The sequence below is a fragment of the Catellatospora sp. IY07-71 genome (genome assembly GCF_018326265.1).
Lineage (GTDB): Bacteria > Actinomycetota > Actinomycetes > Mycobacteriales > Micromonosporaceae > Catellatospora.
In genome coordinates this window covers 3,636,598-3,663,249 of record NZ_AP023360.1, presented here as the reverse complement: position 1 = coordinate 3,663,249, position 26,652 = coordinate 3,636,598, and the positions used below count along the sequence as shown (strand labels likewise).

25 protein-coding genes are annotated in these 26,652 nt (G+C 73.0%); 9 read left to right on the top strand and 16 right to left on the bottom strand.

From position 1 onward, the window contains the following. Positions 1–18: 18 nt before the first annotated feature. Positions 19–2,085: a bifunctional diguanylate cyclase/phosphodiesterase gene (locus CS0771_RS16550; protein ID WP_212841823.1), complete on the bottom strand. Its 2,067-nt coding sequence runs from the start codon at positions 2,083–2,085 to the stop codon at positions 19–21. Positions 2,086–2,129: 44 nt separating this feature from the next. Next, complete coding sequence (locus tag CS0771_RS16545; RefSeq protein WP_212841822.1) at positions 2,130–2,624, bottom strand: GAF domain-containing protein; 495 nt, start codon at positions 2,622–2,624, stop codon at positions 2,130–2,132. Positions 2,625–2,732: 108 nt separating this feature from the next. On the opposite strand from CS0771_RS16545, the gene CS0771_RS16540 reads away from it, so the two are divergent. Next, positions 2,733–3,593 (top strand): PhzF family phenazine biosynthesis isomerase, encoded by an 861-nt coding sequence (locus CS0771_RS16540; protein ID WP_244870833.1) that lies wholly within the window; start codon positions 2,733–2,735, stop codon positions 3,591–3,593. Positions 3,594–3,599: 6 nt separating this feature from the next. On the opposite strand, the gene CS0771_RS16535 is transcribed toward CS0771_RS16540, so the two are convergent. Next, positions 3,600–4,997, bottom strand: coding sequence for a trehalose-6-phosphate synthase (locus tag CS0771_RS16535; protein ID WP_212841821.1), 1,398 nt, complete (start codon positions 4,995–4,997; stop codon positions 3,600–3,602). A gap of 276 nt (positions 4,998–5,273) precedes the next feature. Further along, on the bottom strand, positions 5,274–5,939 hold the full coding sequence (locus CS0771_RS16530) for an NAD(P)-dependent oxidoreductase (protein WP_212841820.1): 666 nt from the start codon (positions 5,937–5,939) through the stop codon (positions 5,274–5,276). Positions 5,940–6,006: 67 nt separating this feature from the next. Between CS0771_RS16530 and CS0771_RS16525 the strand changes: the two genes are divergently transcribed. Further along, entirely contained in the window at positions 6,007–6,477 is a 471-nt protein-coding gene (locus tag CS0771_RS16525) for a MarR family winged helix-turn-helix transcriptional regulator (protein ID WP_212841819.1), read from the top strand. Between the two features lie 134 nt (positions 6,478–6,611). Here the strand turns inward: CS0771_RS16525 and CS0771_RS16520 are convergent, their stop codons facing one another. The 7 genes from CS0771_RS16520 to CS0771_RS16490 form a co-directional block, all read right to left on the bottom strand. Further along, entirely contained in the window at positions 6,612–7,982 is a 1,371-nt protein-coding gene (locus CS0771_RS16520) for a hypothetical protein (RefSeq protein ID WP_212841818.1), read from the bottom strand. Beyond that, on the bottom strand, positions 7,979–8,479 hold the full coding sequence (locus CS0771_RS16515) for a SigE family RNA polymerase sigma factor (protein ID WP_212841817.1): 501 nt from the start codon (positions 8,477–8,479) through the stop codon (positions 7,979–7,981). Before CS0771_RS16515 ends, CS0771_RS16520 begins: the two co-directional genes overlap by 4 nt. A 181-nt stretch (positions 8,480–8,660) precedes the next feature. Beyond that, entirely contained in the window at positions 8,661–9,818 is a 1,158-nt protein-coding gene (locus CS0771_RS16510) for an MFS transporter (protein ID WP_212841816.1), read from the bottom strand. Next, the gene (locus CS0771_RS16505) at positions 9,815–10,684 is read right to left on the bottom strand and encodes a family 3 encapsulin nanocompartment shell protein (RefSeq protein WP_212841815.1); all 870 of its coding nucleotides are present in this window, start codon (positions 10,682–10,684) and stop codon (positions 9,815–9,817) included. Before CS0771_RS16505 ends, CS0771_RS16510 begins: the two co-directional genes overlap by 4 nt. A 10-nt stretch (positions 10,685–10,694) precedes the next feature. Next, positions 10,695–11,426, bottom strand: a complete 732-nt coding sequence (locus CS0771_RS16500) for a hypothetical protein (protein ID WP_212841814.1) — start codon at positions 11,424–11,426, stop codon at positions 10,695–10,697. Continuing rightward, a complete protein-coding gene (locus CS0771_RS16495; protein ID WP_212841813.1) occupies positions 11,414–12,397 on the bottom strand; it encodes an aldo/keto reductase in 984 nt (327 codons plus the stop codon). Before CS0771_RS16495 ends, CS0771_RS16500 begins: the two co-directional genes overlap by 13 nt. 34 nt (positions 12,398–12,431) lie before the next feature. Continuing rightward, positions 12,432–15,518: an amino acid adenylation domain-containing protein gene (locus CS0771_RS16490; protein WP_212841812.1), complete on the bottom strand. Its 3,087-nt coding sequence runs from the start codon at positions 15,516–15,518 to the stop codon at positions 12,432–12,434. A gap of 308 nt (positions 15,519–15,826) precedes the next feature. Here CS0771_RS16490 and CS0771_RS16485 point away from each other — a divergent pair, with 308 nt between their 5' ends. Genes CS0771_RS16485 through CS0771_RS16470 form a run of 4 tightly spaced genes read left to right on the top strand, consistent with a single transcriptional unit; the run spans position 15,827 to position 19,253 of the window. Beyond that, positions 15,827–16,255 carry a peptidase inhibitor family I36 protein gene (locus tag CS0771_RS16485; RefSeq protein ID WP_212841811.1) on the top strand — a complete coding sequence of 143 codons (429 nt, stop codon included), beginning with the start codon at positions 15,827–15,829 and terminating at the stop codon, positions 16,253–16,255. An 11-nt stretch (positions 16,256–16,266) separates the two neighbouring features. After that, positions 16,267–17,229 (top strand): hypothetical protein, encoded by a 963-nt coding sequence (locus CS0771_RS16480; RefSeq protein WP_212841810.1) that lies wholly within the window; start codon positions 16,267–16,269, stop codon positions 17,227–17,229. A gap of 9 nt (positions 17,230–17,238) precedes the next feature. Beyond that, positions 17,239–18,186: a hypothetical protein gene (locus CS0771_RS16475; protein WP_212841809.1), complete on the top strand. Its 948-nt coding sequence runs from the start codon at positions 17,239–17,241 to the stop codon at positions 18,184–18,186. A 14-nt stretch (positions 18,187–18,200) separates the two neighbouring features. Beyond that, the gene (locus tag CS0771_RS16470) at positions 18,201–19,253 is read left to right on the top strand and encodes an FAD-binding oxidoreductase (protein WP_212841808.1); all 1,053 of its coding nucleotides are present in this window, start codon (positions 18,201–18,203) and stop codon (positions 19,251–19,253) included. On the opposite strand, the gene CS0771_RS16465 is transcribed toward CS0771_RS16470, so the two are convergent. Then, a complete protein-coding gene (locus CS0771_RS16465; RefSeq protein WP_212841807.1) occupies positions 19,237–20,358 on the bottom strand; it encodes an NAD(P)/FAD-dependent oxidoreductase in 1,122 nt (373 codons plus the stop codon). The two genes, CS0771_RS16470 and CS0771_RS16465, sit on opposite strands and share 17 nt — an antisense overlap. Before the next feature lie 126 nt (positions 20,359–20,484). On the opposite strand from CS0771_RS16465, the gene CS0771_RS16460 reads away from it, so the two are divergent. From CS0771_RS16460 to CS0771_RS16450, 3 genes are all read left to right on the top strand, one after another. Further along, positions 20,485–21,087 carry a TetR/AcrR family transcriptional regulator gene (locus CS0771_RS16460; RefSeq protein WP_212841806.1) on the top strand — a complete coding sequence of 201 codons (603 nt, stop codon included), beginning with the start codon at positions 20,485–20,487 and terminating at the stop codon, positions 21,085–21,087. A gap of 189 nt (positions 21,088–21,276) precedes the next feature. Continuing rightward, on the top strand, positions 21,277–22,092 hold the full coding sequence (locus tag CS0771_RS16455) for a DUF4397 domain-containing protein (RefSeq protein WP_212841805.1): 816 nt from the start codon (positions 21,277–21,279) through the stop codon (positions 22,090–22,092). Continuing rightward, positions 22,089–22,817 carry a class F sortase gene (locus CS0771_RS16450; RefSeq protein ID WP_212841804.1) on the top strand — a complete coding sequence of 243 codons (729 nt, stop codon included), beginning with the start codon at positions 22,089–22,091 and terminating at the stop codon, positions 22,815–22,817. The genes CS0771_RS16455 and CS0771_RS16450 overlap by 4 nt, the downstream gene beginning before the upstream one ends. A 13-nt stretch (positions 22,818–22,830) precedes the next feature. On the opposite strand, the gene CS0771_RS16445 is transcribed toward CS0771_RS16450, so the two are convergent. The 4 genes from CS0771_RS16445 to CS0771_RS16430 form a co-directional block, all read right to left on the bottom strand. Next, positions 22,831–23,484, bottom strand: a complete 654-nt coding sequence (locus CS0771_RS16445; protein ID WP_212841803.1) for a DUF624 domain-containing protein — start codon at positions 23,482–23,484, stop codon at positions 22,831–22,833. Positions 23,485–23,490: 6 nt separating this feature from the next. Continuing rightward, entirely contained in the window at positions 23,491–24,351 is an 861-nt protein-coding gene (locus CS0771_RS16440; RefSeq protein ID WP_212841802.1) for a carbohydrate ABC transporter permease, read from the bottom strand. Next, on the bottom strand, positions 24,348–25,289 hold the full coding sequence (locus CS0771_RS16435) for a carbohydrate ABC transporter permease (RefSeq protein WP_212841801.1): 942 nt from the start codon (positions 25,287–25,289) through the stop codon (positions 24,348–24,350). Before CS0771_RS16435 ends, CS0771_RS16440 begins: the two co-directional genes overlap by 4 nt. A gap of 93 nt (positions 25,290–25,382) precedes the next feature. After that, complete coding sequence (locus CS0771_RS16430; RefSeq protein WP_244870832.1) at positions 25,383–26,651, bottom strand: ABC transporter substrate-binding protein; 1,269 nt, start codon at positions 26,649–26,651, stop codon at positions 25,383–25,385. Position 26,652 lies beyond the last annotated feature (1 nt).

The following is a 26,652-nucleotide window of genomic DNA, read 5'->3' as shown; positions in this document are numbered from 1 at the left end:
TCGCCCGCCGCACGGCGCTCACGGCGCGGCGGCCGGCTGCCCGCCGTCCAGCCAGCGCAGGGTCTGGTCCTCGGGCAGCGGGGCGGCGAACAGGTAGCCCTGGCCGTAGGTGCAGCCGGCGGCGTCGGCGGTGCGCCGCTGGTGCTCGGTCTCGATGCCCTCGGCCACGATGTCGAGGCTCAGCGCGCGGGTCAGCGTGACGATCCCCTCCACCAGGTCCCGCTGCCGCCGGGACGTGGTCAGCCCGCGCACGAACAGCCGGTCCAGCTTCACGATGTCGAGCGGCACCTGCCGCAGGTAGCCCAGGGCGGAGTAGCCGGTGCCGAAGTCGTCGATGGCGATGCGCACGCCGCCGCCGCGCAGCCGTTCGAGGGCGTGCCACACCTTGTCGTCGTCGCGCAGCAGCGAGCTCTCGGTGATCTCCAGGACGAGCCGGTGCGCCGGCAGCCCGGTCAGGGCGAGCAGTCGGGCGACGCTGTCGGCGAACCCCTCGGAGCGGAACTGGTGGGCCGAGACGTTGACGCTCACGTACGGGGCGCGCTCCTGCGCCGCGGCACGCCAGCGCTGTGCGGCCCGCATCGCGGCCTCCAGCACCCATTCGCCGATGGGCAGGATCAGCCTGGACTCCTCGGCGATCTCGATGAACTCGCCGGGCAGCAGCCGGCCGCGGCCGGGGTGCCGCCAGCGCAGGAGGGCTTCGAAGCCGACGGTGCGGCCGGTGCCGAGGGCGACGATCGGCTGGTACTCCAGGAAGAGTGCCTGTTCGGCGATGGCCCGGCCCAGGGCGGTGCGCAGTTCCGCCTGGCGGGTCTGGTCGCTCATCGACGGCTCGTACCGCAGCCACTGCCCGGCCCCGGCGGACTTCGCGGCCCGCAGCGCGACGTTGGCGTTGCGCAGCAGCTCCTGCGCGTCGGCGGCGCGCAGCGTGGTGGCGACACCGACGCTGGCGCTGCAGACGACGACCGTGCCGCCGCTGGTGCGCACCGGCTCGGCCAGGACGCGGCAGATGCGCTCCGCGAGGTGTTCGACGTCGGCCGCGTCGGCGGCGTCACGGATCAGCGCGGCGAACTGGTCGCCGCCGTAGCGGGCGGCGAAGCCGTGCTCGCCGACGGCGCGGCGCAGCCTGCGGCCGACCGCGCTGAGCACCTCGTCGCCGACGGCGTGGCCGTAGCCGTCGTTGACGGATCCGAAGTCGTTCAGGTCGATGAGGAGCACGGCGGCGAGCCCGTCCCCGGCGGCCACCGCGTGCTCGGTGCGCTCGGCGAACACGGCCCGGTTGGGCAGGCCGGTCAGGGTGTCGTGGAACATGCGCTCGGTCAGCTCGTGTTCCAGCCGCCGCTGCGCGGTCACGTCGTGCAGGGTGAGCGCCACGTCGCGGGCCGGGTCGCCGGGGTGCAGCTCGCGGCAGGAGACCTCGACGACGGGGGCGCGGCCGTCCAGCGACCGGATGGTCCAGTCGGCGCGGCTGTCCCCCGCACCGACGGCGCCGGAGCGCACGTGGCGCAGCAGGAACTCCGCGGCGGCCCGCTGCCGGGCGTCGACGAAGTCGAGCAGGCTGACCTCGCGCAGCGCCGAGGTGCCGAACACGTTGCGGGCCTGCGGGCTGGCGTAGCGGACGCGGTCGTCCTCGCCGACGATCAGCACCACGTCGCAGGTCTGTTCCAGCAGCGCCTCGACCTCGCGGGAGCTGCGGATCCGGCTGATCTCGGCCGCCAGCCGGATGCGGTCCACGGCCGCGGCGGCCTGGGCGGACAGCGCTTCCAGCGCGGGGCGGCGGTGGGCCGGCGCCGCGGTGGCCGGGTCGACGAGCAGGATGCCGACGGGTCCCGTGCCGGCGGTGTGCGTCTCGATCGGCACGAGGGCCGTGTCGTCGTGGCCGGCCCGGCGCGCGGCGGGCAGGGTGTCGTCCTCGGGCAGGCGGATGCGGACCTCGTGCGCCGACCCGCCGGTGAGCCGGGCGACGGCGCGGTCGAGGGCCGCGACGACGTCCTCAGGGCCGGCCGCGACGGCGAGTTCGGCCGCGGCGTCGCGCAGGGCCAGGACGGTCTCGTCGTCCGCGTGCGGCTGAGCAGGTCCCTGTGCCATGTGGACGGCCATCCTCGCCGCCGCCTGCCCCGTCCCGGGCGCGGCTAGGCCGCGGTCAGCCCGGCGGTGACCCTGGTCAGGGCCCGTCCGGCCGCCGCGGCGAGCCGCTCCAGGACGGCGATCTCGTCGGCGGACGCCCGGTGCCGGTCGGCCCAGTAGGCGCCGATGGCACCGGCCGGGGTCCCGTCGACCCGGATCGGGGCCATGAGCAGACTGCGTACGAACGTCGGGCGGTAGGCGGCCTGCGGGATGCGGTCGTCGGTGCGGATGTCCGCGATGACGACGGTCTGGTCGTGCAGCATGGCCCACCCGCTGATGCAGGAGGTGGCGGGGAAGCGCTGCCCCTTCCAGAGCGGGCTCATCGCGTCCTCGTCGATGTAGTGGCATTCGCCGTCTTCGAGCTGGACCACCGTCATGCCCTGGGCCTGGACGGCGGCACGGGCGCTGCAGCGTAGGGCGGTCTGGACGTCCTCGACGCTTTTGGCCTCGTCCAGCATGTCCAGCGCCCAGTCAATGGGACTGACCGAATTAACGAGCATATCCGCCTCTCTCATATCCATAGCCAACAAATAAAAATATACCGGCCCAAATCGCAGGAGGCGTTGTTCCCGGGAATGACCATGGCCGCGCGCGGCTAGGGTCGGCCCGTGAGCGTGGCGAGCGGACTGCCGGTGACGATCGTGGACGCGTGCCTGCGCGACGGGACCGGCGGCAGCCCGACCGCGGTCGTCGCCGAGACCAGGCTGAGCGACGCCGCGCGCCGGGCCGTCCCGGTGCTGGCCGGGACGTCGCACGCGGTGTTCGTGGCGCAGGACGGCCCGGCGGTGCGGCTACGCTTCTTCACGTCCGGCGGGGAGCTGCCCGCCTGCGGCCACGGCACGGTGGCCGCGCTGGCGCTGCTCGCCGGGCGTGCCGCCACGGCCGAGGGCGACCCGGCCCTGCACGCCCCGGACCGGGTCTTCGCCGCCCGCTGGGTGCGCCGCGGTCCGTCCGTCGACGCCGAGTTCGACCCGGGCGAGGTCGCGTTGCGCGCCGCGGCCGGCCCCGAGCAGGAGCCGGTGCTGGCCGCGCTGGGCCTGGCCGCCGACGCGCTCGCCGCCCGCGTGTCAGCCGCGTCGCTAGGCCGGTGGCGCCTGCTGGTGCCGGTCGCGGACCGGGCCGCGCTGGACGCGCTGGCGCCTGACGCGGCGCGGCTGCGCGCCGCGTGCGACCGGCTCGGCCTGCTCGGCTGCTACGTGTACACACCCCCGGACCGGCGGGGCGGGCTGGCGGCGCGCATGTTCGCGCCCTCGATCGGCGTACCCGAGGACATCGCCAACGCCAACAGCACCGCATGCCTGGCCGCACACCTGGCCCAGGCGGCGGCGCGGCCGGTCCGGATCGCCGTCGACATGGGCGACTCGCTGGGCCGCCCCGCGACGGTCACCGCCCACGCGACCGGACGTGCCGTACGCGTGGGCGGCGCCGCCCTGATCGGGCCCGTGCTGCACGTCGACCTGCCCCGGTAGCGCAGGTCACCGTCCGGCACAGGCCGCCTCCAGCGCGGTCAGATACGACCGGGCCCAGGCCTGGATGTCGTGTTCGCGCACGTGCGCCCGCATCGCCGCGAGCCGCGGGCTGGGCTCGGCCGGATCGGCCTGCAGCGCCTCGATCAGGGTGTCCTTGACGCCCTCCACGTCGTGCGGGTTGACCAGGTACGCCTGGGTCAGCTCGGCGGCGGCCCCGGCGAACTCGCTGAGCACCAGCGCGCCGCAGCCGTCGACGCGCGCGGCGACGTACTCCTTGGCGACCAGGTTCATCCCGTCGCGCAGCGGCGTCACGGCCATGACGTCGGCGGCCCGGTAGAGCGCGGCCAGCTCGGTGCGGTCGAAGACCTGGCTCAGGTAGTGCACCGCGGCCACGCCGAGCCGGCCGAAGTCGCCGTTGATCCGGCCGACCTCGCGCTCGACCCGGTCGCGCAGCTGCCGGAACTGCTCCACCCGCTCCCGGCCCGGGATGCCGACCTGCACCAGCACCGTCTCGGGCGCCTTGACCCGGCCGTCGGCCAGCAGCTCCCGGTATGCCTTGAGCCGGTGCTCGATGCCCTTGGTGTAGTCGAGCCGGTCCACACTGAGGATCACCCGCTGCGGGTCGCCCAGATCGGCGCGCAGCTCGGCGGCCTTGCGCACGACCTCGTCCTGGCTGGCCAGCGCCTCCATCTCGGCGGTGTCGATGGAGATGGGGAACGCGCCGGTGTACGCGATCCGCCCGCCGATCGTCACGCCGCGCTCGTCGGCGGTCGCGCCGAGCACCTTCGCCGCCAGCAGGTGGAAGTTGTGCACGGCGTGGCTGCGCTGGAATCCGATCAGGTCGGCGCCGAGCATGCCGAACAGCATCTCGGCCCGGCGTGGCAGCTGCATGAACAGCTCCGGCGGCGGGAACGGCACGTGCAGGAAGAAGCCGATGCGCAGGTCGGGACGCAGCTCGCGCAGCATCGCGGGCACCAGCTGCAGGTGGTAGTCCTGCACCCAGACCACCGCGCCGGGCGCGGCGACGCGGGCGGCGTGGTCGGCGTAGCGCTGGTTGACCCGCTGATAAGCCTCCCACCAGCGGCGATGGTGCACGGCGGGCTCGACGGCGTCGTGGTAGAGCGGCCACAGCGTCGAGTTGGCGAACCCCTCGTAGTGGTCCTGGAAGTCCTCCTCGGACAGCTCGACCGGAACCAGGTGCACCCCGTCGACGTCGGGCAGCGGCGGGGTCGGGCCGGGCGTGCCCGCCCAGCCGACCCAGGTGGCCGGCTTGTCGGTCAGCACCGGGTGCAGGGCCTCGCCCAGCCCGCCGGGGGTGCGCCGCCACTCGAAGACCCCTTCGGAGGCGGCGGCGTCGTTGATGGGGAGACGGCTGGCGACCACGACTAACGAGGCGTCCCGCATGGGGTGCCCCCCTTCCGAGCTTCGCGGATATGAGACGGTTTGCTGCGCTCTACGGCATTGACCGGTCACGCGAACTTGTAGCAACCCAAAGTTACGAGTCGATTACGTTCAGCGCATCGTTCGTTCGTGCCGGTCTCCGCGCAGCGCCGCACGGGTCAGCTCCTCTGCGTACTCAGCTCGGATCACTCTACAGAATGGACAGACGGAACCGGCTGCTCGGCCCATGGTGTCCCGCCTGACGGGCAACCGCCACACCCGGTCGCGCGACTCCCCCGCTCAGTCCGCCACCCCGACGGTCCGGCCGACGGTCTCGGGCCGCTCCAGCGAGGCGAGCATGCACGCGGCGACGGTGGCCCGGGACGCGAAGGCGCCGCCACGCACATTGCGATCCAGCGCCGTGCGGTAGGCGCCGGTCAGCGGCTTGTCGGTCAGCTTCGGCGGGCGCACCGCGGTCCACTCCAGACCGCTGCCGCGCAGCACGTCCTCCATCCTGGCCAGGTCCGCGTAGTGGTCCCGCAGCGCCGCCTTGATCAGCGGTCCGACGACGTAACGCATGAGGAGGCCGTCGCCGGGATCGTGCTTCGGCGGATGCGGGTTGCCGGGCGACGGCACGGTGCCGACGGGGGCGGCGCTGACCACCACGATGCGGCGCACCCCGGCTTCGGCCATCGCGTCCACGATGGCGCGGGTGGCGGGCTCGGTGATGCCGGCGGCGGCGCGGCCGCTGGGGCCGACGGCCGACAGCACCGCGTCGGCGCCGACGACCGCGTCACGCAGGGCTGCGGCCGCCGGGGCGGACAGGTCGGCGGTGACGGCGCGCACCCCGGGCGGCAGGCGCCGGGGGTCGCGGGCCACCGCGGTGACCTCGTGCCCGGCCACGGCGGCCTGCGCCAGCAGTTGGCGGCCGATGCCGCCGGTGGCCCCGAACACGGTCAATCTCATGTTCGCCCCCCTCAGGGTCGCTCATATAATACGAGTATCGTAATATCTCCTTCGGAGTTCAAACAATATGGAACCCGTAACATCTTCCGCGCACCGGCGGCGGCAGACCGGCCACGTCATCAAGGGCGACCTGCGGGATCTGCGCGTGCAGCTGGGCATGCTCAACCGGCACGTGGGCGCCAGGCTGGGACTGCGCGAGGTGGACCTCGACTGCCTCGACCTGGTCGGCAGGCACGGCCCGCTCAGCCCCGGCGCGCTGGCCCGGCAGGCGGGCCTGCACCCGGCCACCATGACCGGCATCCTGGACCGCCTGGAACGCGGCGGCTGGCTGGTGCGCGAGCGCGACCCGGCCGACCGGCGCAGCGTGGTGCTACGGGTGCCGCCCGATCGGGCCCGCGAGATCGCGGGCCTGTTCACCGTCGCGAACGCCGCCATGGACGAGCTGCTCGGCGGCTGCACCGAGGACGAACTCCAGGCCATCGCGGGCTTCCTGCACCGCGCCGTCGAAGCCGTCCGCACCGCCGCCACCGACCTGTGACCCGCCGCGCGCCGTCTCCGCGGCGCGCGGCCCCGTCGCGCGATGCCCGGCCCAAGATCGCTGTCTCGTGTCGGAAACCATGGCCTGAGCTCGTATTTCGACACGAGACAGCGATCTTCGCCGGTCGGCGGGGGTCAGCGGTGCCGGAGGCGCCGTAGCAGCCGCCAGCCGCCGAAGACGGCGAGCGCGAGGAGCACGGACGCGGTCAGCCGTGCCCAGGCGGGCCACAGGCCGCGATCGGGCGACCCGGCCGGGCGCACCGTCAGTTCCGGGAGCAGCCCGCCGGCGACCGAGATCTCCCACGGCACGCAGCGCTGCATGCCCAGCTCGCACCGGTAGGCGTCGTCGAACCGGCTGAGTGCCACCTTGGCCGCGCCGTCGACGGGCACCGACCACAGCGCACCGGTGTCCCAGGCGTAATCCCAGGAGACCCCCAGCATCGCGTCGTCGGACAGCCAGCCCAGGAACGTCTCCACCTCGGCCGCGCCCTCCCGCAGCGCCGACGGCTGAGCGAGGCTGACCGTGCGCACCGCGCCCGACTTCGCCCAGTCCAGGGTGTACGCGCGGTCGCTCTCCCAGACCTCGGCCGCCCACGGCACCACGGCCAGCAGCCGCCCGGACGGCGACCACGCGTTGCGCAGGGTGAGGCCGTAGCCCCGCGGCACCATCAGCTGCTCCAGACGGCGGCCGTCCCGGCCCACCAGCCAGGTCTCCAGCCCCGACTGGACGGCCAGGCGCCCGCCGTCCGGCGCGAACGCGGCCGCCGCCACCGGCCCGATCCCGGTCGTCACGGCCTGCCCGGTACGCAGGTCGAGCAGCACCAGCTCGCTGTGCGCGGAGCCGCGGTGCTCGATCGCGTTGCCGACGTCCATGGCCAGGTCGTCGGCGATCGGCCCGATGTCGACGAACGAGTACGCCAGCACGCTGCCGTCCGGCGAGAGCGCCAGCGGGAGGGCGCCGCCCGCCCGGGGCAGCGGCACGCCCCGGGTCCGCCCGGTAGCCAGGTCGACCACCTGCATCTCGGTCACGCCCCGGTCGGGCGCGGACAGCACGGCGAAACTCCCGTCCGGGGCGAGCAGCCACGCCCCGGAGCGGTCGGGCCTCGCGTCGACCTGCCGGTAGGCGTCGCCGTCGGCGCCCAGCACGAGCGACTGGTAGGTGCGGATCGTCTCGCTGTTGCCGTAGCCGTACAGCATGATCGCCCGGCCGGGCGGCGAGTCGGCGATCGACCCGGTCAGCGGCGAGTAGCCGGCGAGCCGGTCGGGCAGGGTGGCCGTACCGGGCGGGCGCTGCGCCGGGGTGGCCTGCCGCGCGGCGGACGGCAGCAGCACCACGCCCGCGCCGACCAGCAGTGCGGCCACCGCGCACAGCACGGTGGTCACCCGGCGGCGGCGCAGGTCGCGCCGGGCGGCCGGGATCAGGTCCTCCAGCAGGCCGGGCCGCAGCGGCGGCTCCGGCTCCTGCGGTGCGGCGGCCAGCAGGGCCGCGATCTGCTGCTCGGTCATGCCCGGCCTCCGATGTAGTTCGGCAGCAGCCGCCGCAGCGCGGCGATGGCGTACGACGTCTGGCTCTTGACCGTGCCGGGCGAGCAGCCGAGCGCCCGCGCGGTCTCGGCCACGTCGAGGCCCTCCCAGTAGCGCAGCACGATCACGGCGCGCTGGCCGGGGGCGAGCCTGGCCAGCGCGGCCATCAGGTCGAGCCGGTCGACGAGCCCGTCGGCCGGTGCGGGCACGTCCGGTGGTTCGGGGACCGAGCTGACCTTGCGGGACCACCAGGTCTGCCGCTGGTCGAGGAAGGCGTTGACCAGGATCCGGCGCGTGTACGCGTCGGGCGAGTCGGCCCGGGCGACCTTCGGCCAGTGCCGGTACAGCCGGATCAGGGCGGTCTGGGTGAGGTCGTGCGCCTGGTCCCAGTCGCCGCACAGCCGGTATGCCGTGCGGCGCAGCTCCAGCACCCGCCCCTGCGCGTACTCGGTGAACGCGCGTTCGTCGTCGGCCCGCAAAACGACCCCTCTCGTCGTACTGCTGACCGGAGCACCCCGCCGCGCGGTTGTGCCGGCCGGGCCGCGGAGTCGAGGACCGCCGCCGCTCCCGCGCAGCTGCGCAGCGTACCGCTGGGCAGATGAGGGCACGCGGCGGCGGCCGGTGCGCGGGAGCACCGGCCGTCGCCGCGTCGAGTGCCGGTCAGGACGGGGAGAGCGCCACCGGGCCGCGCTGCCGCGAGGTGCTCAGCGTCAGCGCCGCCGAGCCCGCCGCGCAGGCGGCCATCACGAAGTAGATCGCCGGATAGCCCCACAGGCCCGCGATCAGCCCGGCCAGCGGCCCGCCCGCCACCAGCCCGATGTCCCAGAACGAGGTGAACGCGCCCAGCGCTCCGCCCTGCTGCGCCGGCGGGGTGCGGTTGATCACGAGCAAGGCCAGCGACGGGAACAGCAGCGACAGCCCGGCTCCGATGACGAGGCCGCCGACGACGGCCACGGCGAGGTTCGGCGCGACGGCGACGATCAGCAGCCCGGCGGCTTCCACGACGACGGACCACAGTGCGACCCGGCCCGCGCCGAGCCGGTCGGGCAGGCCGCCGAGGAACAGCCGTACGCCGACGTAGGTCACGCCGAACGCGTTGAACGCGGCGATGCCGTTGCCGATGGATCGGGCGTCCAGGTGCAGCACGACGAAGGCGGACAGCGCCGCGTAACCGAGCGCGGCCAGCGCGAGCGCCGTGCCGGGCGCGAGCGCGGCGCCGGGTAGCAGCGCCGGGCGCGCCGCCGAGGTGGGCTGTTCGGGTCGCGGCTTGGCGAGCACCAGCAGCAGCCCGAGGACCGACGTGACGGCGCAGAACACCCACACCATCGGGTAGCCGCCCGACCACTTCATGATCAGGGTGCCGAACAGCGCGCCGAGGGTGATGCCCGCCCACATGTGGATGCCGTACAGGCCGACGACCCGGCCCCGGCGCTCGGGCGGGCACAGCAGCACCAGCCAGGCCGCCCCGGCGGTGTAGACCATGCCCTCCCCCGCGCCGTGCAGCACCCGCACGGCGATCAGCGTGACGGGGTCGGCGGCGACGAGGTAGGCGAGCCCGGCGAGCGCGCACGTCACGGCCCCGGCGAGCATGACCAGCTTGTAGCCGCGCCGGTCGGCGATCCGGCCCGCGAAGGGCCGGGTGAGCACGGCCGAGGCCGCGATCGCGGCGACCACGACTCCGACCATGACGTCGCCGAGGCCGAGTTCGCCCAGCACGTAGAACGGCAGCACGGCCAGCGACGCGCCGACCCCGAGCAGGCAGCAGAAGATGCCGCCGAACAGGGGCACGAACGGCCGGTAGAAGGCCAGGCGGCTCACCGCCCGCCTCGCTGCGCCGGGATGGCGGCTGGGCGTACGTGGAAGAAGTGCGTCGGCAGGTGCACCGCGACGCCCTCGTGGATCTCGGCGCAGACCGCGAGGCCGGGCTGGGCGAAGGTGCCCGGCGGCGGCTCGGCGATCCTGATGACCGACCGGCCGCCGTCGAGCAGGCGCGCCGCCATCGCGAAGTCGCCGACCAGCGCGCAGCCGGGGTCGACCATGCGGGTGCGGCTGATCAGCGTGCCGTTGCGGGCCAGGTCGTCGAGCAGGCTGCCCTTGCCGACCAGGTGGAAGTAGTAGTCGTGCGGGTTGATGATCATCGCGTGGGCGGTGGCGCCGGTCTGCTCGATCTCGTTGCAGGCCGCCATCACCCCGGCCACGTAGTCGCCGTGGTACGGCAGGGTGGCGATGCCCGGGTGCCGCAGCAGGCCGTGCTCGCCGATGGTCAGCGCCTGGTTCTCCGCCGTGGCCAGCCGCACCAGCAGCCGGAAGTCCACGAACACGGCGAGCGCGTCCAGGTCGTCGGTCAGCTCGGCCGGGATCTGCACCCAGGCCTGGATCGGGTGCACCCGCGCGGTGGACATGCCGAACCGGAACGCCGCCTCGCGCCGCAGCCCGGACTCCGTCACCGTCTGCGCCTCCTCGGCCGGCGGGCGGCTCTCGCTCCAGAACCGGACCTCGTCGCCGTCGGCGGCCCGCTTCTTCAGCAGGTTGCGCACGGTGACGCGGGGGCGGTCCTTGGTCGGCTGGAACGCGTCGGTGACGGTGAAGTCGAAGTGGACCTCGGCCTTCTCACCGTCGGCGGCGTACGCGCGCGCGAACGCCTCACCGGGCGACAGGGCGGTGGCCACAGCTGTCGTCGACATCGGATGCTCCTTAACTGGCGTGCGCGATCAGGCGCTGGTAGAAGGGCAGGTGGTGATCGTGGAAGGCGCGCAGCCGCGGGTCGTTGTCGACGGTGGCGTCGTAGCTGCGCGCGATCGGGGCGAACCCGGAGCTGGCGCTGGCGTCCACGTGCCACTGCCGGGTCCGGTGCCATTCGGGCCGGTCCTCGGGGCGCCAGCGCAGCGCGTGCGGCAGGAACGGCAGCCCGACCCGCGCGCAGTAGCGGCCGACCGCCCCGGCCGGGTCGCTGGTCAGCTCCTCGGACCGGATCACCAGCGGCGTGCGCCCGGTGACCCGCCGCGCCAGCTCGAACAGGTCCCACTGGTGCTCGAAGCCGATCTCCGGGCAGGTGACCGTCGGTTTCATCGCGTAGTGCGAGGCGATCGCCTTGGCCGGGTCGCGCACGATGAACGTGTGCACCATGTCGGCCACCTGCTCCGGGTGGTCGAAGAGGTGCTGGTGGCGATACTCCAGGGTGTCCTTGAAGAAGACCGTACGGTCCCGGCCCAGCGCGGCCAGGTGGGCCAGCACGGCGCCGGCGTCGTGCAGGGTGACCGTGCCGGCGCCGTCGAGCGCCGGCATCGTCAGCTCGTGCCAGTCGGCGAGGGTGACCAGCGGCTCGTGCACCACGGTGACGTCACCGCGTTCGAGCATCATGCGCAGGAACGCGGTGGACACGGCCCGCGGGTGGGCCCACATCGCGATGACGGTCACTGCGACCACGCGGTCGGGGTGCGGTCCCAGCGGTGCGCGCGCAGGGTCTCGACGAGCCCGGCGGGCAGCGGCCGGGCGTCGCTGACGCCCAGGTTGGCGCGGACGTGCGCGGAGCGCCGCATGCCCGGGATCACCGTGCTGACGGCCGGATGCGCCAGGATGAACCGCAGCGACAGCTCAGGCAGGGTCATGCCCTCCGGGAGCAGCTCTTTGAGCCGCTCGGCCCGTGCCACCGTCGGGCCGAGGTTCTCCGGGCCGAAGTAGGTGCCGCGCCAGTCGCCCTCGGGCCACACCGTGTCGGCGGTGAGCGTGCCGGTCAGGCCGCCCTCGTCGAACGGGACCCGCGCGATGATGCCGATGCCGTCGGCCTGCGCGCGGGCGAACAGCTCGTCCTCGGGCGCCTGGTCGAAGATGTTGTAGATGACCTGGATGACGTCGATCAGCCCGGTATCCAGCGCCCGCAGGCAGTTGGCCGGCTCCCACCGGTTGACGCTGATGCCCACGCCGTCGATCAGCCCGTCGCTCTTGAGCTCGGCGATCGCCTCCTGCCAGCGCTCGTCGGCGGCCCAGCGGTCCTCCCAGACGTGGAACTGCATCAGGTCGATCCGGTCCACGCCCAGGTTCTTGAGGCTGTGCTCGGTGTACTCGCGGATGTGCGCGGCGGGGAAGACATCGTCGAGGGTGTCGTGCGGGCCGGGCGGCCACTCCCGGTTGCGCGGCGGGATCTTGGTGGCGACGTACAGCCGCCGGTCCGGGTGGCGGCGCAGCAGCGCGCCGAGCAGCTGCTCGCTGACCCCCCGCCCGTACACCCAGGCCGTGTCGAAGAAGTTGCAGCCCAGCTCGACCGCCTCGTCGAGGCAGCCCGGCGCGGCGTCGTAGTCCCAGCCGGTGAAGCCGCCGGGCCCGCCGCCGATGCCCCACATGCCGTAGCCGACCTCGCTGACCTGCCAGCCGAGTCGGCCCATCGTGCGGTATTCCACTCGTCTCCCTCTCCTGCGACCTCGATCAAGACGATCAATAAGCTGCCGGGCGCAGCCGCACGGCGTCACCCGGCGGCACCGGATCCCGCGGTGCGGGCAGCGCCCCCGGCCCGCCCAGCCACCGGTGGTACGCGGCCATCGAGCCGTGCAGCGACTCGTCGGACAGTGCCCAGCGCCGCGCCAGCGCCTGGCAGGCGTCCTTGCCGAACAGCACCGGGTTGTCCGTGAGCAGGCCACCGAGGCGGCGGGCCAGGGTCGCCTCGTCGGCGCCGTCGGGCAGCCGCAGCAGCGCCAGCAGCGTGCTCAGTTCCCAGTCGGACGTGTCACCGGCCGCCTCGCGCAGGCCAGCCACGAAGGTCCGGCAGTCGACCGTCGACCACGTCGCCACGCCACGGGCGGGCAGCTCGGTGTAGCTGACGCTCTCGGGATGGAAGACGTGCAGCGTGCCGCCGGCCGCCCGCGGATCCCGCAGCCCCGCGACGACGCGCCGCGCCGCGTAGTCCACCGGCGTGTAGTCCGAGCTCATCGGCACCGCCGGGCTCATCTTCAGCCGGTGGAACGCCGACAGCAGCAGGTGCGTCAGCGCCCGCCGGTTCGGCCAGCCGTTGTCGGCGGCCGGCATGATCTCGCCGAGCCGGTAGACGGTCACCGCCGCGCCGCGGCGGCGCGCCTGCGCCAGCAGCTGCTCGGCGACCAGCTTGGACCGGCTGTAGCCGCCGATCGGCGGCTGCACGGCCAGCACGTCGACGTCCTCCGGCAGCGGACTGGTGTGCAGGGCGGCCTCGGCCTCCAGCGCGCCCAGCGTCGAGATGTGGTGGATCGGCTTCGTCCGGCCGGTCATCGCCAGTCGCAGCAGCTCCCCCGTGCCCAGCACGTTGGCGGCCCGGTGCGCGCGGTAGTCGTAGAGGAAGTTGACCATGGCTCCGTTGTGGAGCACGGTGTCGCAGGTCTCGGCCAGGTGATCCCACACCTGGTCCGGCAGGCCGAGCCGGGGACGGGCCAGGTCTCCGGCGTACGCCGACAGCCGCTGCGCGAATCCCGGCTCCCACAGCCCCTGCCCGCTCAGCGCCGCCGTGACCCGCGCGAGCGCGTCGGCGTCGTCGACCGCGCGGCACAGGCAGACGACCTCCAGGTCCGTGCCGCTGAGCAGCTCGTAGGCCAGGCGGGCGCCGACGAAGCCGGTGGCGCCGGTGAGCAGCACCACGCGCGGCTCGCCGGGCCGGCCGGCCCGGCGTATCACGAGGTCGTCGGGCACGACCGCGTCGGCGAGCAGCAGCGTGCCGTCGTGCATTCCGGTGTCGCCGTCACCGGAGCGCCGCCACACCAGCTCGGTCATGGCGGCGGCGGTCGGCGCGTCGATCAGGTCCTGGACGCCGAGGCCGACTCCCGTCTCGCGGGCCAGCTCGGTCACGGCCGCCAGCGCCTGCAGGGAGTCGCCGCCGCTGCGGAAGAAGTCGTCGGCGCCGCCGAGCCCCGGCTGGCCGAGCACGGTGCGCAGCACGTGCAGCACCCGGTCGGCCAGCGACGTCGGGGTGGGCAGTTCGCGCTCCAGCCGCCGCGTGAGCATGCCCGCCAGCGCCCGGCGGTCGACCTTGCCGTTGCCGGTCAGCGGCAGCTCGGGCAGCACGACGTAGTGCCGGGGCAGCATGGTGCGCGGCAGGACGCCGCGGAGGTGGGCGCGCAGCGACGCCTCGGTCAGCCGCTCGTCGCCGGCCGCGAAGATCGCCAGTGACCGCCCGCCGTCGGCCGCGTGCACGAGCACGCGGCATTCGCGCACCTCGGGGCAGCCCGCCGCGGCCGCCTCGATCTCGCCCAGCTCGATGCGCACGCCCGCGATCTTGACCTGGGAGTCCTTGCGGCCGTGGAAGACGAACCGGCCCCGGTCGTCCACGTGGCCGAGGTCGCCGGTGCGGTACAGCAGCGGGCCGGGCAGCTCGGGGAACGGGTTGCGGACGAACACCTCGCCGGTGCGGACCGGGTCGTCCAGGTAGCCCCGGCCGAGGCAGACCCCGCCGATGACGATCTCGCCCGGCGTGCCCGGGGGCAGCGGCCGCAGGTCGTCGTCGACGATGACCGCGTAGCAGTTGTCGATGGGCCGCCCCAGCGGGATCACGTCGCCGTCGGCCGGGGAGACCGGATGGAAGATCATCCCGATGGAGGCCTCGGTGGGGCCGTACCCGTTGGTGATGCGCAGGTCCGGCAGCAGCTCGCACAGCCGGTGGGCCATCCTGGGGCTGATCTCCTCGCCGCCGACGATCAGCTGCCGCAGCGAGGAGATCTTCGCCAGGGACCGCCGGTCCCGGTCGACGATCGTGACGAGCAGGTTGAAGATGCTCGGCACGAAGTCGGTCATGGTGATGCGGTGCTGGGCGATGGTCGCGATCGTGTGCTCCAGGTCGAGGAACTCGCCCTGGGCCGGGATGACGCAGCGGGCGCCCGTGGTCAGCGGCCAGAACAGCTGCCACACGGAGGAGTCGAAGGTGTGCTTGCTGTTCTGCAGCACCACCTCCTCGCCGGTCGCGGCGAAGTACCGCGTCATGAAGCGGAACCGGTTGGTCAGCCCGGCGTGCAGGTTGAGTGCGCACTTGGGCTCGCCGGTGGTGCCCGAGGTGAAGATGCCGTAGCAGAGGTCGTCCGCCATGACCGGCGTGCCGAGCCGCTCCGGCGCGCGGCTGATCAGGTCGACGTCGAGCGGCAGGGCCAGCCCGCGCAGCTCCTCGGGCACGGCGGCGGGTTCGGCGCAGAGCACCAGGCGCGGCCTGAGCGCGCCGATGGTGGCCCGCAGGCGGTCGGCCGGCCAGGCGGGGTCCAGCGGCACGAACGCGGCGGCGAGTTTCATCAGCGCGAGGTACGCGATCGGCATCTCCAGCCCGTTGGCCAGCAGCACCGGCACGACGTCGCCCCTGGTCACACCCAGGTCGCGCAACTGCCCGCCGAGGCCGTCGGCCAGCTCGTCGACATCGCGGTAGCTGAGCGTGCGGCCCTGGTAGGTCAGCGCGGGCCGATCAGGACGCAGGTCGGCCTGCTCCTCGATCATCGACGGGATCGCCCGGAAGGGCCCGTCGTCGTACGCCTTCCCAGCGTATGCGCCCAGCACCAGCTCCCGGGTTTGCGCGTCCATCTGCCCCAACCATCCCGATGCCCCGTCGACAGTGGCGTGTGGAGGTAGACCATAATGTGGAACCCATCGAAATATCTAGAGGTTCGACTAAAAACTGATCGATGTATCTCGCGTGTTAATACTGGTTGCAGCGCTGTATCTGCAAGACGTTATTGGAGCGTTACCTTTCTCGGCACTCGAATACATCGACGGGTGACGTAGTCTGTCGGGCCATGGGCGATCGGCGACCACCGATGCCGACCGTCCTACTCACGGAGGGAAGCGCCAGCGTGAACAGGACAAAAATCCTCGCACCCGTGGTCGCGGCAATGACGGCTCTCGGGGTGATCCTCGGGGCCACGCCCGCCTCGGCGCACTACATCGGCAACTTCATCAGGCTCGAAGGCGCGTGGGACGTCGACGACGAAGGCGTCGGCGGCTGCCACGTCGGTTACTTCTGCGCCTGGGACAAGTACGGCTACGACGACTACGGCATCGGCTTCTACAACACCAAGTGGGACTGGGCCGCGTCCGACGTGCCGAAACTGGCCAACGGCCAGAGCATCAACGACAACTCCGAGTCCTGGTGGAACCACGGCACCCCGAGCTACAACAACGACGTGCAGATCTACCAGTACGCCGGAGGCTCCGGGCTGTCGCTGTGCATCCAGAACGGCGTGACGCTCGACAGCTGGAACGGCAACCCCGGTGACATGCGCAACCGGACGTCCGCGCACGTGTGGCGCAGTTCCTGCTGAACGCGGCCGTGATGCCAACCCGAAACGGGGCGGTCGGCATCGGGTTGGTGCTGGTCCTGGTCTCGGCGTGCGGCGCCACGCCGCCCGCCGGGCCACCTCCGGCACCCCCTGCCACCGGCACCGCCACCGACGCCTCCGCCGCCGTCGAAGCGGCCCTCGCCGAGGCCAACCAGCTCGAGGCTCAGGTCCGCACCGCCCAGGTCCAGCTGGCCGTGCGGTGCATGACCCGCCAGGGCTTCACCGTGCACCCCACCAGGCCGCCGGTCACCGCGCGCACCGACGCGGTCCCGCCCCCGCTGCCGTCCCCCGGCCTGGCCGACGCCAGGACCCGCGGGTACGGCATCGGCGAGACGGCCGCGTCCGCCGAGCCAAGCCCACCGGCCGACAGGTTCAGCCGGCTGGCCAGGGCCGAGCAGGAACGTTACGAGCAGGCCTGGTCGCGTACGGCGGACGGCGCGCCCTGGCGGGACGGCCCCGACGGGCGCCCACTGCCCGCCGGCTGCCTGGGCGAGGCCTACGCGGTCCTGCACGGCGCCGGCCGCCACGGGCCGCGCAACCCCGTCACCGAGCTGGCACCGGCGGCGCAGGACGCCTACCACGAGCACCCGCGGCTCAAGGCGGCGCTGACCGGCTGGTCGTCCTGCGTGGAGCAGCACGGCCAGCCCCGGTTCGCCGATCCCGCACAGGCGTACCGCTACGCCGAGCACTTCCACTACCCGGCCGGCGACTCCGGCGACGAGCCGGTGCCGGCCGGCGGCCCCTGGCCGTTCGCGCAGGCCCGGCCCAAGGAGATCGCCCTGGCCACGGCCGACGCCGAGTGCGCCGACCGCAGCGGCCTGCGGCAGCTTCAGCCGCAGGCCTGGCGCGAGGCCGTCGCCTCGGCGTTCGGCCGGCTCGAACCGCAGTTCGTCGCCTACCGCGACGCCCTTACCCGCGCGCTCGAGAACGCGCGCACGGCCCTGGTGGAGGCGTGAGAGATGTCCGTGACGAGTGATCGCGGCACCGGGCGCTCGCGCCGGTGGCTCCTGTCGTCGCTGGCGGTCGGGCTCGCCGTCGGGGTGGGGGGCGTGCTGCTGCGCGACTACTGGCAGCCGGCCGCCGCGGGCGAGGTCGTGCAGCTCGACGGGGTGCCCGGCGCCGCGACCCCGGACGAGGACCTGCTGGGCTGGGCCGAGCAGACGCTGGCCGCGCGCTGCATGGCCGACCGGGGCTTCCGGGTGTGGGTCCGGTGGTCGGCGCCGGCAGCCGAGGAGCAGCCGCGCCACCGGTACGGCAACGACGACGACGCGTGGGCCGCGGCGCACGGCTTCGGCATCGGCGCGCAGCGGCACACCTCGGCGACGCAGGCACCCGAACCGAACCGCGCCTACCTGGCCAAGCTCCCCGACGATCGCCGGGCCGCCTACGACGCCGCCTACCACGGTGATCCGAAACAGACCGTGTCCGCATCGCTGGCGAGCGGTGCCGTGGTCCGGACCAGCCGTGACGGGTGCCTCGCCGCGGCGCGCACCGAGCTGTACGGCGACCTCGCCGAATGGCTGCGGCTCGACACCGGCTGGCGCAACATGGACGCCGAGGTCGTCCCCGCGGTGACGGCCATGCCCGCGTATCAGGACGCGCTCGCGCGATGGCGCGACTGCATGCGGGCCGCGGGACACCCGGCGGCCGACCCGGGCGCCCTGCGCGACGAGGCGTCGCAGGCCTACCGCACCGCCCCGTCCCGCGAGGCGGCGCTCGCCCAGGAACGGGCCTGGGCCGTGCAGGAGGCGACGTGCGCGGGCCGGACCGGTTTCGTGAAGACCGCGGAGGGCCTCGACGCCGCCTACCGGGCCCGGCTGGCCGAGCAGCGCGCCGGTGACCGGGCCGCCTACGACGCCATCCGGGCCGCGGGCCGGCAGCGGGCCCTCGCCCTGATCACCGAACTGTCCTGACCGGGGCCGGGGGCATGGCTGACTTTCTCGTGGTGGGCGGCGGCATCGCCGGCGCGAGCGCGGGCTACTTCCTGTCGGCGTACGGCACGGTGACGCTGCTGGAGATGGAGTCCAGCCCCGGCTACCACGCGACCGGGCGCTCGGCGGCGCTGTTCTCCGAGTACTACGGCAACGCCGCCGTCCGGGCGCTGACCGCCGCCAGCCGCCCGTTCTTCGAGGTGCCGCCGCCGGGCTTCGCCGAGCACCCGCTGCTGAGCCCGCGCGGCGTGGTCGCGTTGTGCGTCCCGGGCGAGGAGGAGCGCTTCCGGCGTGCGCTGGGCGAGGGCCAGGACGCGCCGGTGCCCGTACACGAGATCGACATGGCGGAGGTGAGGGCGCGCTGCCCCGTCGTGCGCACCGAGCTCTTCGCCCGCGCGATGTACAAGCCCGCCGCGGCCGACATCGACGTCGAGGCGCTGCATCGCGGGTTCCTGCGCGGGATCACCGCCGCGGGCGGCCAGGTGGTCACCCGCACCAGGGCGACCGCGGTCGAGCGGCGCGGCGGCCGCTGGCACGCCGCCGGTTTCGCCGCGCCGTGCCTGGTCAACGCGGCGGGAGCCTGGGCCGACGAGGTGGCCGCGAGCGCCGGGGTGCGCGGCTGCGGCCTGGTGCCCAGGCGGCGCACCGCGTTCCTCGTCGACGGCCCGGCGGGAGTCAGCACGGCGCACTGGCCGATGGTGGCCGACGTCTCCGAGACCTTCTACCTGAAGCCGGAGTCGGGGCGGCTGCTCGTGTCGCCCGTGGACGCCACCCCGGTCCCGCCCGGCGACGCCCGGCCGGACGACCTGGACATCGCCGTCGGCGCGCAGCGCGTCCAGGAGGCGACCACGCTGCCGGTCCGGCGGGTCCATCGCGCCTGGGCGGGCCTGCGGACCAGCGCACCGGGTGACGTGCCGGTCATCAAGCAGGCCCCGGATGCGCCGGGCTTCTTCTGGCTGGCCGGGCTCGGCGGATACGGGGTGCAGATCGCGCCCGCGGCGGGCCGGGCGCTGGCCGAGGCGGTGACGGGAGTCAGCTCTCGCCGTTGAGAACGCTGCTGACGCCGCGCAGCTGCTGCGCGTAGGCGCGGGCGATGAGCGAAGGCGGCATGAGGCCGGTGAGCAGGCGCACCGGCGCGGGCATGGGCTTGTTCGTCCGTTCGCTGACCGCCCGGCGCGACACCTTGCGCACCCGGGGCGCACGCAGCTTCTCGTATCGCCGCAACGCGGCGGGCACGTCGGCCGGGCCCGGCCGCAGGATGCGGCTGAGCACCCAGGCGTCTTCGAGGGCCTGGTTGGCGCCCTGGGCCTGGGTGGGCGGGAAGGCGTGCGCGGCGTCGCCCAGCAGCGTCGTGCCGCCGCGTCCCCACTGGTCGGGGATGCGGTGGAGCACGTGCGCGAACGACTCCAGGTCCGGGTCGCGGATCTGGGACAGCAACTCGTCCACCAGCGGGCCGTAGCCGGTGAACCGCTGGGCGAGCGCGGCGGCGGGCGACCCGGTCACCGGCTCGTGCACGTCGAACCACCACTGGAGCAGGCCGTCGCCGGAGGGCAGCATGCCGACGAGCCCGGCCGGGCCGACCACGCACACGCCGGTGCTGCCCGCGGCCAGCTCCGGCAGCACCGGGGTCAGGCCCTGCCAGGTGGTCCACTCGTTCTCTGCGGCGGGCGCCGGGTCGAGGACGGCGCGGCGTACGGCGGAGCGGTGCCCGTCCGCGCCGACCAGCACATCGGCGTCGTGGCGGGCGCCGGTGGCGTCGATCGCGGTCACCCGGTCCGGGTGGACCTCGACGTCGGCGATCTCGTGGGAGAACACGACGTCGACGCCCTCCGCGAGGTGCTCGATCAATCGCGCGCGGGGTGTGCTGACCACGGGGAATCCGGTGCGCCGGGCGACCTCGGCGAGGTCCGCGTCGACCATCGTGCGGCCGTCGGCGGTGTCGAAGCGCAGGCGGTCGAGCCGCCCGCCGAAGCCGCCGAGCGGCGCGCCGAGCCCGGCGAGCGCGGCGGCGCCGTTGCTGAAGACGGTGAAGGCCGCACCGCCGGTGCGCAGCGCCGGTGCCGCCTCCAGCACGCGCACCCGGTGGCCGGAGCCCATCAGTCCGCGGGCCAGGGCGAGCCCGCCTACCCCGCCTCCGGCGATCAGAATCTCCACTGCCCTGCCTCCACTACTCCAGATCTTGTGCGGTTTGTGCTGCTGACACGACATGAAGTGCACAAGATCTCGCCGGACCGGTCCACTACGATCGTTGTACTACGGATGGTGCCATACGATGGTCAGATGCCACCACCCAACCAGCAGCGGCGGGACCTGCTCGCCGACGCCGCCATCGAGCTGCTCGTGGAGTCGGGGGTGCACGGCGTCACGCACCGGGCGGTCGACCAGCGGGCCGGGCTGCCGGCCGGCACCGCGTCCAACTACTTCCGCAGCCGGGAGGCGCTGCTGGTGGCGACCGCGCGGCGGGTGGTGGAGCAGCACCAGGCCGACATGGCGGCGGCGATCGAGCACGGCCCGCACCGGCGGCCCGCCGGGGACGACCGGGAGCGGGCGATCGAGCTGATCGCGGGCTCGCTGCTGCTGGCCGCCGGGCCGCACCGCAACAGGTACCTCGCGATCTTCGAGCTGCGCCTGGAGAGTCTGCGCCGTCCCGCCCTCGCGGTGGCCATCGACGAGCTGATGGCGGCGATGGCCGCCTTCACCGGCGGCCATCACGCCGAAGCCGGGTTGGCGATCCCCCCTGCCGCGATCCCCGCCCTGCTCGTGCTGTACGGCGGCGCCCTGTTCGCACTGGTCACCGGCTCGGCCGAGCAGGTCACGCCGGAGGCGATCCGCCCGCTGGCCGTGGCGATCGTGGACGGTGGCCTCGCCTCGGCCGGTGCGTGAGCGAACAAGCGCCCGACGCCGTGGCAGCGAACTCCGCGCTCCCTTCGGCAGACGGTCACTTTATGCGGCTAATTGCCTATTGTCCTGCGAGGAGTGTTTCGTTCCGGACAGGATGATGAGCGGCGGCGGATCCCGCAGCTGCCGCACGTCACCTGCCGACGGCGGCCAGGACGGCTTCAAAGGAATCTCATGCTCAACAAAGTCGTGCGGCGCACGCTCGCCCTCACCGCTCTCACTCTGCTGGCCGCATCGCCCGGCCTACCCGCCGCGGCGGCCGACGCCGCCACCTCGGCGGTGTACGTCGTGCACGGCATCCCCGCCACGCCCGTGGACGTCTACGTCAACGGGAAGGCCACCCTGCGTGACTTCCAGCCCGGGACCGTCGCCGGACCGCTGGACCTGCCCGCGGGCTCCTACGACATCGACCTCACCAAGCCGGGCGACCCCGTGACCAGCGCCATCGTCTCCGTTCAGGACGCCGCGGTGCCCGGCGGCGCGAACCTCAGCGTCGTCGCCCATCTCGACGACGCCGGCGCGCCTAAGATCACTGCTTTCGTCAACGACGTCAGTGCGGTGCCCGCCGGCAAGGCCCGGCTGATCGTCCGGCACACCGCCGCCGCGCCCGCGGTCGACATCCGCGCCGGCGGCACGGCGGTCATCTCCGGGCTGGCCAACCCCGATGAGGCGGAGATCGAGGTCGACGCCGGCACGATCAGCGCCGACGTCGTGCTCGCGGGCACCTCCACGGTGGCCATCCCGGCCACCGACCTGACCCTGGCCGAAGGCAGCGTGACCGTCGTCTACGCCATCGGCTCGGCCGAGGCCAAGTCCCTGGCCCTGGTGACGCAGGTCATCGAAGGCGCCTACTCGGCCCCCTCCGGCGTGGAAGCCGGCGAAGCACCCCTCCCGGCGCCGAGCGCGGCCGGCGGATGGGCGGTCGTGGCCGCTGCCGGACTGCTCCTGCTGATCGTCGGCGGCCGCAAGCTCACCCGACTGAACAAATGACACTTCGCTTCGGCGTGCCCGGCGTCATCGGCCGGGCACGCCGCACGTCCCCCCGCGCCCGCGCGGCGGCGATCGTGCTGACCGGCGGTCTGCTGCTGACTGCTGCCATCGCCGCCGCACCGGCCGCCACCAGCAGCCGCCCGGCCGTTCCCGCGGCCCGCCCGGCGCCGGACACCGGCGACCCGCTTCGCACGCCGAGCCCCCGTTTCCCGGGCTTCGGCGTGCTTGCCGTGCAGGTGCCCGCGGCAGCGGCCACGCCGTCCGCGACGGCACCGGCAGCGGGTCCGGCGCGAGTGCGGATCGCGTCCCTCGGCGTGGACGCTCCGGTGGACGCGGTCGGCGTCGACGCGGCCACCGGGCAGCTGGCGGTGCCGGACGACCCGTCCCGGGTCGGCTGGTATCGCCACGGGCCCGGCTGGCACACCGCGACCGGCTCGATCGTGCTGGCCGGACACGTCAACACCCGAGAGCAAGGCCGAGGCGCCCTGTTCCGGTTGCGTGAACTGGCACCCGGGGACGCCGTGGAACTCGTCGCGACCGGCACGGCCCGGCGCTTGTTCGTCGTCGCAGGCGTCGAGCAGGTGCCGAAGGGCGGCAGCCGCATCGATCCCTACTTCACCCGCGAAGGCGGTGCCCGGCTCACCCTCATCACCTGCGGCGGCACCTACGACGAGCGCACCGGAAGCTACCGCGACAACATCGTCGTGACCGCGCTGCCCCGGTGAGACACGTGGAGCGTCAGAGCCCGTACCCGGCGGCCTTCAGGGCGGCGCACAGGTGACGGGTGTTCGCCCAGACGACGTACAGAGCCGGGGCGGGCAGCAGGAACAGGCCTACGGACGGCTTGACCGTGACGGCGGCGGCGAGGGTGCCGAGGACGGCAACGTTGATCAGGCTGAGGTGCCAGTAGCGCACCGACAGGTAGGCACAGGTCAGCAGCGCCTTCGGCCGCCACCTGGCGCCGGTCGTCAGCAGACCCGTGGTGGCGGCGACGACCAGGGCGATCAGCAGCGCGAGCACCGGGGTCACCGCGCCGAGCGGGCCGCCGAGAGCGAGCTGGAAATCCACCGCGAGCACGATCACCAGCGCGGCCGCGACCGCGGCGGCGGCCAGCGCGCGCCCGAACGACGCCCGGTACGCCGCCCAGAACGCCCGGCCGATCCGGTGCTCCCCGTCGGTGAACGCGGCGAACGCGCCGAACGCGCCCGCCGCGGCCGGTCCGCAGAGCACGGCGAGCGCGGTGAAGAACGGCCACGCCGCCAGCGGCCGGGGGCTGGCGGCCAGCGCGACCAGCAGCGGCAGCGTCGCCGCGACCAGGCACAGGTTGACTTTTAGTCCCGCGTACACCGTGTTGAAGACGGTCTCGTACGGCAGCCGGGCGAGCAGGCGCATGTCAGCTCACCCCTTCATTCCGGACGTGGCCACGCCCTGGATGAAGTAGCGCTGGCCGAGCAGGAAGATGACCAGGATGGGCAGCACCGACAGCACCGAGCCGGTCATCATCATGGCGTAGTCGGCGTCGTACTGGCCGACGAACGAGCGCAGGCCGAGCTGGATCGTCCACAGGTCGTTGCTGGTCAGGTAGATGAACGGCCCCATGTAGTCGTTCCAGGTGTTGACGAAGGTGAGCAGCGCCAGGCTGGCCAGGGCCGGTTTCGACAGCGGCAGCACGACCCGTGCCCAGATGCCGTACTCGGTCAGCCCGTCGACGCGGGCCGCCTCGCACAGCTCGTCGGGGATGGTCAGGTAGTACTGCCGCATCAGGAAGACGCCGAACGCGCCGAACGCCTGCAGCAGGATGAGCGACAGGAACGTGTCGGTAAGGCCGAGCTTCTGCATCATGATGTACTGCGGGATCATGTACGCCTGCCACGGCACGGCGATGGTGGCGATGTACGCCACGAACAGCGCGTCGCGGCCCCGGAAACGGACCTTGGCGAACCCGTACGCGGCGAAGCTGCCCGTCAGCACCTGCAGCAGTGTGATCACCAGGCTGAGGAACACGGTGTTGCCGAGGTAGGTGCCCAGCGGGATCTGCGACCAGATGCCGGTGAAGTTGTGCCACTGGAAGTCGGCCGGGATCCACTGGATCGGGCTGGTCAGGACTTCGTTGTTGCGTTTGAGCGAGGCACTGATCATCCACCCGAAGGGCAGCAGGATGGCCAGGGCGCAGACGGCCAGCACCGCGTACAGGATGGTCTGGACCAGCGCGCGGGGCCGGCGGCCTGCCGGGGGCGCGGCGGGGTCGACGGTGCTCATGAGCGCTCCCGGCGGTTGTTGAACCAGAACTGGATCAGGGTGAAGACCAGCACGATCAGGAACAGCACGACGGAGATGGCCGAGGCGTAGCCGAACTCGCCCTCCCAGATGCCCTTGCGGTAGATCTGCTGGGACAGCACGAGCGTCGCCCGGCCCGGCCCACCGTCGGTCATGACGACGATCAGGTCGAAGATCTTGAAGCTCTGCACGGTCAGCAGGATCAGCACCAGGAAGGTCACCGGCCGCAGGCCGGGCAGGGTGACGGCACGGAAGCGCTGCCAGGCGGTGGCGCCGTCGACCTTGGCGGCCTCGTAGTACTCGGTGGGGATGGCCTGCAGGCCGGCGAGGAAGAGCACCATGTAGTAGCCCATGTCGCGCCACACACTGGTGAGGATGACCGCGGGCATGGCCCAGTCGACGCTGGTGGTCCAGCCGGGCGGGGAGTCGACGCCGATGAACTGCAGGAACTGGTTGACCGGGCCGAACTCGGGGTCGAACAGCATGTTCCAGACGATGGCGACGGCCACCATCGAGGTGACGTACGGGAAGAACGCCGCGGCGCGGAAGAACCCGACCCCGCGCAGCCGGCGGTTGAGCAGCAGCGCCAGGCCGAGCGCGGCGAGCATCGTCAGCGGCACGTGCCCGAGCGCGTAGTAGGCGGTGTTGCGCAGCGCGATCAGGGTGGACTCGTCGTTCAGGAAGCGCTCGAAGTTGTCCAGGCCCACCCACTCGGGCGGGTTGTAGGAGTCCCACTCCATGAACGACAGTGCCAGCGCGCCGAGCACCGGCACGAGCGTGAGCAGGGCGAAGCCGAGGAAGTTCGGCAGGATGAAGCTCCAGCCGATGAGCGTGGTGCGGGCACGCCTGGCGCCGCGCGCCCGCGGTGGCGGAGGCGGGGCGCTCGCGGTCGCCGGCGGTGCGGTGAGCAGGTCTGCCATCTCGTCCTCCCGTGGGGCCGCGGGGACGGCCAGTATGCCGCCCCCGCGCCTGTACCGGAATGTGGTGAATCAGGTGGCGCACCGCGCCGAGGGTCAGCCGACCTCGGACTTGACGCGGGACTCCATCTCCTTGATCGCGTCGTCGATCGACTTCTGCTTCGACATGATCAGCTGGTGTTCCTCGTTGAGGATCGTGTCGACCTTCGCCGTCTTGTCGCTGACCGGCATCTCCGGGTTGATCTTGTCCGGGGTGAACGCCTTCTTGGACAGCTCGTCGGTGGGCATGCCCTGCAGCGCGAAGTACTGCTGGAGGACCTCGTCGGTCTTCAGCGCCGGCACCACGCCGATGCCCGCGATCGCCTTGGCGCCCTCCACCGAGGCGGCGAACTCGACGAACTTCTTGGCCGCCGCGGCGTGCTTGGCCTTCTTGTTCACCGCGAACGCGGTCGGCGCCCCGAACGTGGTGACCCCGCTGGCGCCGGTGCGCTGCGGCATGGGCGCGATGCCCCAGTCGACGTCGGTGGTGCCCTTCTTCTTCTCCGACAGCAGCTTCGCGATGAACCAGGTGCCCATCGGCAGCATCGCGGTCTTCTGCGACTCGAACATCGAGGCGTAGCCGGTCTTCTGGGTGACCGCGGTGCCGTAGTCGAGCGTGGCCCCGGCCTCCTGCAGCGCCAGGGCGGTGCGGTACTGCTCGGCGAAGAACTTGTAGTCGCCGGCGAGCTGGTCGCCGCCGGTCTGCGCGGCCGAGATCGCCTGCACCACCGAGCGCCACACGTGCTGGTAGGCGCCGTAGACCTTCTTGTCGCCGGTGCCGCTGGTCAGCTTCTTGGCGGCCTCGACGTACTGGTCCCAGGTCAGGTTCTCCGGGTAGGGCAGCTTGGCCGTGTCGAACATCTTCTTGTTGTAGTAGAGGACCCAGTGGTCCTGCCGGTACGGCAGCGCGTAGTACTTGTCGCCGTCCTGCTTGTACTGGTCGAGCCCGGCGAGCTTGGCGGACTCGGGCTTGGTCGCCAGGTCCGTGACGTCGGCGAGCTGGCCGCGGCCGGCGAAGCGCACGTAGTCGGCGAGGGTCTTCATGGTGATGACGTCGGTGGTGTCGCCACCGGCGAGCATCGTCGTCACCTTGGTCGGGTAGTCGGCGGCCAGGATGTCGACGGGCTTGATGGTGATGTCCGGGTTCGCCTTGTGGAAGGCGTCGAACAGGGTCTGGAACTCGGGCGTGGAGGCCAGGCTCCACACCGCGACGGTGAGCTCGACGGGGCCGCCCTCGGCCTCGTCCTCACCGGCGCCGCACGCGGTGAGCGGCAGCAGCGTGGCCATCGCCAGGCCAACGGCTGCCAGCATCCTTCTTCTGATCACG